Below are 6,504 nucleotides of genomic sequence, written 5' to 3'. Positions count from 1 at the left end.
CTCCCCGCACACCGTGTAGGCCGTGACGATCGCGTGCGGCCGCTCGGCCCGGGCCGAGGGCCGGGCCGGTGAACCTCCGGCGGCCACCGCCCCCGCCGACCGCACCGACGAGATCATCGACGCCGCCGCGCGCGCCTTCGCCCGCCAGGGGTTCCAGGCGACGAGCCTGCGCGGGCTCGCCGGCGACCTGGATCTGACGCACGGCACGCTGCTCTACTACTTCGACTCCAAGGAAGCCCTGCTGGAGGCGGTCCTCAACCGCCGTGACCGCCAGGCCGACACCGCCTACATCACACCCGTCACCAGCTACGACAAGGTGTACAACGTCTACCGGCGGGCCCTGCACAACGAGGCCCACCCGGAACCCGTGGCCCTCTACTCGGCCATGCTCTGCGAGGCCACCGACCCCGGCCACCCCGCCCACGCCTTCTTCGCCACCCGCTACACCCGCGTCCTCGACACGCTCTCCACCGAGATCGCCTCCCTGCAACAGCGGGGCTTCCTGCACCCCGGGCTCGATCCCGAGACGGAGGCCGCCCTGCTGACGGCCCTGTGGGACGGCCTTCAGCTGCACGCCCGTTACCTCGGCGACGCGGGCATCCCCGAGCGGCTCCTCCGCCACCTCGACAACCTGATCGCCGACTCCGTCCCCACCGACCGCCGGTCCGACCTGCTGACCCGCGCGCCCGCCGTCTGACCCGCGCACCGGCTTCCTGGCCCGCGCACCGGCTTCCTGACGCCCCGGCGGTCCGCCCCCCGGGGGGGCGCCCCCCTGCACCGCCACCATCGAGCACCGATCGGGGACCCTCCTGGCCAGCCGCGACCCCACGGCTTGATTGCAGGTCGATCACCTCATATCGGACTCTTTACGCCAATCATATGAAGTGCTCCCCATCTGTGATACATCAGTGCGATCAGGCCGCCCCGGCGCACGCCGATGGGCACCGGCCACCCGCCCAGAGGGGAAGACACATGACGCTGCGCAGGCTGGATCGCCCACGCCGGACGAAGTCGGGGGCCGGCAGACGGAGAAGGCGTCGGCCGTCACGGTTGCTCTGTGTCCTGGTCGGCATGCTCGTGGCCTTCACCGGGTTCGGGCTGAGCGGCCTCAACACGGCGCCGGCCGCCGAGGCGGCGCCGCTGTCGACCTTCTCGAAGACGGGAATCGACCTCACCAACCCGTCGACGGCGACCGCCACGACCGCGGGGTCGGCCCGGCCCGGGGACACCGTCAAGTGGGTGCTGGACTACAAGAACAGCACGACCACGGACGCCGACGTGTCGATCACCGACCCGATCACCGGCGGGCAGGCCTACGTCGACAACTCCCTGCAGCTGCCGCCCGGTTTCACCGGCTCGGTGGCGGGCGGCACGCTGGCGGCGAAGGGGCCCGTCCTCCAGGGGACGACCTCGGCCGCGTCGCCCGTCTTCAGCTCGCAGCCCGTCGTCTTCAACACCCCCGGCGGTGACGGCTACTCGGTCGACGGGTACAAGAACAACATCTACACCGTCTTCCACCACAACAACTCGCGGACGTCCGTGTTCTGCGCGACGCTGGCCGGCGCGGTCTGCCCGGGCTGGCCCGCGTTCTCCTCCTACGTGGACCCGAAGGCCGGAACGCCGCTGGGGACGGGAACCGTCGGCTACTGGACCATGCACGTGAACGGTTCGTTCATCGCCAACGGCAAGCTGTACTGGCCGGTGGCGGTGAACACCGACTTCGGCATGCAGTGCCTGGACCTGGACGCCCGGGTCAGCTGCGGCTACCTCAAGCTCGGCACGGCACCGGTCGCCGGCTACATCCTCGCAGGCGACGGCATCGCGGCGGCCGACGGCAACCACTACTACATCGACATCGCGGGCAACCTGGACTGCGTCACGCCGGGCGGCACCGCGTGCGGTTCCGTCAACGTCACGGGCGGCGAGATCATCGGCGGCGCACCGGGCTACGAGGTGGGCACGTACGGCCGCTACGTGTACGTCACCTACGTCAACGCCGCGCGCACCAGCGACAACCTGTCGTGCTTCGACACCGTGACCCACCAGGTGTGCGCGGGCTTCCCGATCGCGACCGGTGCTCCGCAACCCGTTGGCTTCAGCAGCGAGGTGTTCCCGGTCGTCTCGTCGAGCGGCACCTTCCTCGGGGCCTGTGCAGTCTACGGCTCGGCCTGCTACACGCCCACCGGCACGGCGCTCGCGAACCCGTGGAGCCAGCGGATCTACTCCTTCGGCGCGAGCGGCCAGGGCTACGGCACCGGCACGCTGATCGGGACGAAGTACTACACCGGCAACAGCAACGTGGTGGACTGCTACGACTTCGCCCAGCCGCTGGTCGCCGGCAAGGTCCAGCCCTGCGCAGCCTTCACCACGCACCCCCCGAACCCGCGCAGCTACACCGTGCGCGCCCTGGCGAACCTGCCCGGCTGCATGGCCTCGAACGGTGACAGCGCGCGGATCAGCATCTTCAACGCCGAGACCGGCGCTCCCTGCGCCGCCGCCACCAGGAGCGTGCAGCTGACCCCGGACGTCTACTACTGCGACGGGAAGTCCGGGCACACCACCGCGTGGGGAACCGTTTCGCTGCCGGGCCTGGACGGCTCGCAGTACCACGGCGCCACGCTGACGCTGACCGGGGCCGACGGCGCCCCCGTGCCGGGCTGGGCCGACGTGCCCTTCCCGAAGTCCGGCCCGCAGTCCATCGACATCTCCTCGATACCCGTCTCCGGCGACACCGCCTCGCTCACCGCCACGGTCAGCCTGACCGCGGTGACCAGCGAGGCCGCGGTCAACGCCGCGAAGGTCAAGGTGACGTGGGTCGGCGACAGCGTGCAGGTCTGCTACCGGACGGTCCTGCCGCCGGTGTCCTGCCAGCAGTCGGCCCCGGTCACCAACACCGCCACCGCCGTCACCACGGCCGGCGGCACGAGTGACGCGCCGGGCCAGACCTCGGGCGCGGTGACCTTCAACGTGGCCCCGTCGGCCGAGCAGTGCATGCTGCACCTCACCAAGACCGCCAACCCCGCAACCGCCAGACCCGGCGACCCGGTGACCTACACGATCAAGGTCGCCAACACCGGCACCCAGGACTACGTCGCCGCCGCCCCGGCCTCGCTCAGCGACAGCGTCACCAAGGTCCTAGGCGACTCCTCCTTCGACCCCGCGAGCCTGCAAGCGTCGGCCGGAAGCGCCACGTACGACCAGGCCGGGAAGGTGATCAGCTGGTCCGGCCCCCTCGCGGCGGGCGCCACGGCCACCATCACGTACACGGTGAAGGTCAACGACCCCGACCTCGGCGGTCACCTGATGACGAACCGGGTCGTCACCCCGCCAGGAGTCGCATCGAACTGCGCCGCGGCCTCCACGGACGAGGACTGCGCCGTTGACGTCCCCGTGCAGTCCCTGCGGGTCGTGAAGACGACTCCGACCACCAAGGTGACGGCCGGCGAGAAGGTCGACTACACGATCACGGTCACCAACACCGGCGCCGCCGACTACACCGCCGCCGCCCCGGCCTCGTTCACCGACGACCTGAGCGCCGTCCTCGACGACGCCGTCTACAACCACGACGCGTCGGCGACCGGCGGCGCGGTGACCTACGCGGCGCCCACGTTGTCCTGGTCCGGCCCGCTGCCGGTGGGCGGCACCGTCACGGTGACCTACTCGGTGAAGGTCGACGATCCCGACACCGGTGACCGGAAGCTGGACAACACCGTGGTCACGCCACCCGGCTCGGGAGGCAACTGCGCGCCCGGCTCGACCGACCCCGCCTGCCGCGTCCAGATACCGGCGCGGGCGTTCTCGCTGGTGAAGACGGCGTCGCAGCCGACGGCCGACCTCGGTGACACCGTGACCTACACGCTGAAGGTCACCAACACCGGGGCGGCGGACTACACCGCCGCGGATCCGGCCGCGTTCACCGACGACCTGAGCGGCGTGCTCGACGACGCCGGCTACAACGACAACGCCTCGGCCACCGCCGGATCCGTCCACTACACCGCGCCCTCCCTCACCTGGTCCGGCCCGCTGGCCACGGGAGCCTCCGCGACGATCACCTACAGCGTGACCGTCAACTCCCCCGACAACGGCGACCGCCTGCTCCACAACACGGTCACCAGTCCCCCCGGGTCGGGCGGCAGCTGCGTCCCGGGCAACACCGACCCCGCCTGCCGCAGCGACGTTCCGGTGCCGGAGACGCCGGCGGTGTCGCTGGTGAAGTCGGCCTCGACCGGCACGCTCGTCGCCGGTGAGCCGATCACCTACACGTTCGAGGTCAAGAACACCGGCAACGTCACGCTCAAGGACGTGAAGGTCTCCGAGGGCGCGTTCACCGGCAGCGGCACCCTCTCCCCGGTCACCTGCCCGACCGCCGAAGCCGCCACCCTCGCCCCCGGCGCGACGGTGACCTGCACCGCCACCTACACCGTCACCCAGGCCGACATGGACGCCGGCTCCGTCAAGAACACCGCCACCAGCACCGGCACTCCCCCGAAGGGCGAGCCTCCGGTGTCGCCCCCGTCCGACGTGACGGTCACCGCGACCGACCAGCCCGCCCTGTCCCTGGTGAAGTCGGCCTCGACCGGCACGCTGGTCGCGGGTGAGGAGGTCGTCTACACGTTCGAGGTCAAGAACACCGGCAACGTGACGTTGAAGGACGTCAAGGTCGCCGAGGGCACGTTCACCGGCAGCGGCACCCTCTCCCCGGTCACCTGCCCGACCGCCGAGGCCGCCACCCTCGCCCCCGGCGCGACGGTGACCTGCACCGCCACCTACACCGTCACCCAGGCCGACATGGACGCCGGCTCCGTCAAGAACACCGCCACCAGCACCGGCACCCCGCCGCGCGGCGAGCCGCCGGTCTCCCCGCCCACCGAGGCGATCGTCCCGGCGCCGGAGAAGCCGGCGGTGGCGCTCGTGAAGTCCTCCTCCACCGGCACCCTGGTCGCCGGTGAGCGGATCACCTACTCGTTCGCCGTCACCAACACCGGCAACGTCACCCTCAAGAACGTCAAGGTCGACGAGGTCGCGTTCACCGGTAGCGGCAAGGTCGACCCCGTCGTCTGTCCGAAGGAGGCCGCCTCCCTGGCGCCCGGCGCCACCGTGCTCTGCACCGCCGCCTACACCGTCACCCAGGCCGACGTGGACGCCGGCTCGGTGAAGAACACCGCCACCGCCACCGGCACTCCCCCGAAGGGCGAGCCCCCGGTGTCGCCCCCGTCCGAGACGACGGCGACCACGACCGACCAGCCCGGTGTCTCGCTGGTCAAATCCGCCGCCACCGGCCAGAGCGACAAACTGGTCGCCGACGAGAAGATCACCTACAGCTTCGCGGTGCGCAACACCGGCAACGTGACGCTGAAGGACATCACCGTCAACGAGGGCCAGTTCACCGGCCACGGCAGGCTCGACCCGATCACCTGCCCCAACGAGGCGGCCTCGCTCGCACCCGGCGCCACCGTCACCTGCACCGCCACCTACACGGTCACCCAGGCCGACGTCGACACCGGAACCGTCAAGAACACCGCGACCGCCACCGGCACCCCGCCCCGCGGTGAGCCCCCGGTGTCACCCCCGTCCGACGTGGAGGTGCCGCAGCCGCCCAAGCCGGCTATCAGCCTCGTCAAGTCGGCCCAGACCCAGAAGCCCGGCAAGCTGGTCGCCGGCGAGAAGACCACCTACACCTTCGCCGTCACCAACACCGGCAACGTGACGCTGAAGGACATCACCGTCAACGAGGGCGAGTTCACCGGCCACGGCAAGCTCGACCCGATCACCTGCCCGAACGGCACGGCCTCGCTCGCACCCGGTGCCACCGTCACCTGCACCGCCACCTACACCGTCACCCAGGCCGACGTCGACACCGGAACCGTCAAGAACACGGCCACCGCCACCGGCACCCCGCCCACGGGTGAGCCTCCGGTCTCCCCGCCCTCCGACGTCACCATCCCCTCCAACGGGAAGGGCCTGCTCGGCCTCGCCAAGACCGCCGAGGTCACCGACACCAACGGAAGGACCGACACCGGCGACCGCATCGACTGGAGGCTCACCGTCACCAACCAGGGCACCCTCACCATCACCGACATCAAGGTCAACGACCCCACCGCCGGTGACGTGAGCTGCCCCAGGTCCGGCCTCGCCCCCGGCGAAACGATGACGTGCACCACCAGGCCGCACACCATCACCGCCCAGGACGCCGAACGCGGCAAGGTCGTCAACACCGCCACCGCCACCGGAAGGGCCGGCGACACCCCGCTCACCTCCCCCGAGGCCTCCGCCAGCGTGAAGGTCGAGCCCGACGACGCCCCCGCGGCGCTCGGCGGCCCGAGCGGCCCGGCGGGCCCCGAGCCGTCCGGCCCGTCCGGCGTCCTCGCCCGCACCGGCACCATCGCCCTCACCGCGACCGGCGTCGGCGGCCTGCTGCTGATCCTCGGCGCGCTCGCCCTCGGCCTCAGCAAGCGTCGGCGGCGCGACCACTGACCGACCCGGCCACCTGACCGGCGCCCCGCC

At 71.3% G+C, this 6,504-nt stretch carries 2 protein-coding genes; both read left to right on the top strand.

Annotation, left to right across the window (positions count from 1 at the left end):
• The first annotated feature begins 22 nt into the window (after nt 1–22).
• Complete coding sequence (locus ABD308_RS02100; RefSeq protein ID WP_344324560.1) at nt 23–697, top strand: TetR/AcrR family transcriptional regulator; 675 nt, start codon at nt 23–25, stop codon at nt 695–697.
• 374 nt (nt 698–1,071) lie between these two features.
• The gene (locus tag ABD308_RS02095; protein ID WP_344324557.1) at nt 1,072–6,474 is read left to right on the top strand and encodes a COG1361 S-layer family protein; all 5,403 of its coding nucleotides are present in this window, start codon (nt 1,072–1,074) and stop codon (nt 6,472–6,474) included.
• The last annotated feature ends 30 nt before the right edge of the window (nt 6,475–6,504 follow it).

The sequence above is a fragment of the Kitasatospora putterlickiae genome, from assembly GCF_039527695.1.
GTDB classification, from domain to species: Bacteria; Actinomycetota; Actinomycetes; order Streptomycetales; family Streptomycetaceae; genus Kitasatospora; species Kitasatospora putterlickiae.
Note: the sequence above shows the minus strand (reverse complement) of the source record. Positions and strands in the feature narration are given on the sequence as shown.